At 69.6% G+C, this 1,732-nt stretch carries 2 protein-coding genes; both read left to right on the top strand.

Features of this window, described 5'->3' with window-relative positions:
* The first annotated feature begins 12 nt into the window (after positions 1–12).
* The gene (glcE, locus tag AC4FAH_RS07590; protein ID WP_490245846.1) at positions 13–1,182 is read left to right on the top strand and encodes a glycolate oxidase subunit GlcE; all 1,170 of its coding nucleotides are present in this window, start codon (positions 13–15) and stop codon (positions 1,180–1,182) included.
* A 28-nt stretch (positions 1,183–1,210) separates the two neighbouring features.
* Positions 1,211–1,732: 4Fe-4S dicluster domain-containing protein (locus AC4FAH_RS07585; protein ID WP_490245839.1), on the top strand; the 522-nt coding region annotated here is incomplete at its 3' end.

Genomic DNA, 1,732 nt, shown 5'->3' with positions numbered 1-1,732 from the left:
CTCCAGGATCAGGTGCCAAGCCATGCCGAGTGCGCTACGCCTGCCGCCAGCCAGCCCCCGCAGCAGCAGGATGCCAGCGAGGCACTCCGCGCACAGGTCCGCGCCGCCCATGAGGCGAGACGCCCGTTGCGCATCGCCGGCAGTGGCAGCAAGGCCTTTCTAGGCCGTGAAGTGGCCGCCGAGGAAGTGCTCGACATGCGCGCGCATCATGGCATCACCCACTACGACCCGGTGGAGCTGATGGTCTCGGTGCGCGCCGGCACCCCGCTGGCGACGCTGGAGGCCGTGCTCGCCGAGCAAGGTCAGCACCTGAGCTGCGAGCCACCCCACTTCGGGCCCGCGGCGACCGTCGGCGGCACTCTCGCCTCGGGGCTCAGCGGCCCACGCCGCCCCTGGAGCGGCAGCCTGCGCGACCTGGTGCTGGGCACGCGCATCATCAGCGCCGACGGCAAGGCGCTGCGTTTCGGTGGTGAAGTGATGAAGAACGTGGCGGGCTATGACCTGTCGCGCCTGATGTGCGGCGCCCAGGGCACGCTGGGCGTGATCAGTGAAGTCTCGCTCAAGGTGATGCCGCGCCCGGTGGCAAGCGAATCGCTGTGTCTGGAAATCAGCCTCGCCGAGGCGCTGTCTCACCTGAATGCTTGGGGCCGCACGCCGCTGCCGATCACGGCGACCAGCTGGCATGACGGCCGCCTCACCCTGCGTCTGGAAGGAGGCGAGCGGTCGGTCCAGGCCGGGTGCGAGCAGCTGGGCGGCGAGGCCCTGACGGCGGATCAGGCGACGGCGCACTGGACTGAGCTGCGTGAGCAGCGCCTGCCCTTCTTCAGCGCGCGCGCACCGCATCAGGCACTGTGGCGACTGTCGCTGCCGTTGGCGCTGGACCACCTCGAGTGGCAAGCCGCCGTCAGCGAACTGCTGGGCCCTGTGGGGGATGCCGACCTGCTGTGTGACTGGGCGGGTGCACAGCGCTGGCTTGCAAGCGATGCCCCGGCCCAGCGCATCCGCGCGCTGGCCAGTCGGCTGGGCGGCCATGCCATCTGCTATACCCCGGGCACCGTCGCCGCCGAGGACAGCCCGCTGATGCCGCTGGCCGCCCCCAATGCCCGCTATCACCTTCAGCTCAAGCAGCAGCTGGACCCCCACGGCATCCTCAATCCCGGTCGCCTGTATGCCGAGATGTGACTCACGCCACGACAGGAGACGCACCTGAATGCAGACCCACTTCAGTGACGCCGCGCTTGCCAGACCGCATATCCAGCGGGCCGACAAGGTCCTGCGCAGCTGCGTGCATTGCGGCTTCTGCAATGCCACCTGCCCCACCTATCAGCTGCTGGGCGATGAGCGCGACGGGCCGCGCGGGCGCATCTATCTGATCAAGCAGCTGCTGGAGAGCGACCCCGAGAGCCAGGACTCAAGCACCCGCCAGCAGGCCAGCGAGATCACCCGCGAGACCCAGCGGCATCTGGATCGCTGCCTGAGCTGTCGCAGCTGCGAGACCACCTGCCCGTCGGGCGTGCAATATCACACCCTGCTCGATATCGGGCGTCAGGAACTGGAGCGTCGCGTCGGCCGCCCGTGGCGAGAGCGCCTGCTGCGCAGTGGCCTGCGCCATGCGCTGGTCGAACCCGCGCGCTTCAAGGCCTTGCTGGCACTTGGCGTGCGCTTTCGCCCCCTCGCGCCTGGCGCGCTGGCCGACAAGATCCCGCTGGCCCGCGAGCGCGACCGTCAAGCC

It is taken from the genome of Cobetia sp. (assembly GCF_983723665.1).
The sequence above is the reverse complement of the archived record's forward strand: the minus strand, read 5'-3'. Positions and strand labels throughout refer to the sequence as shown.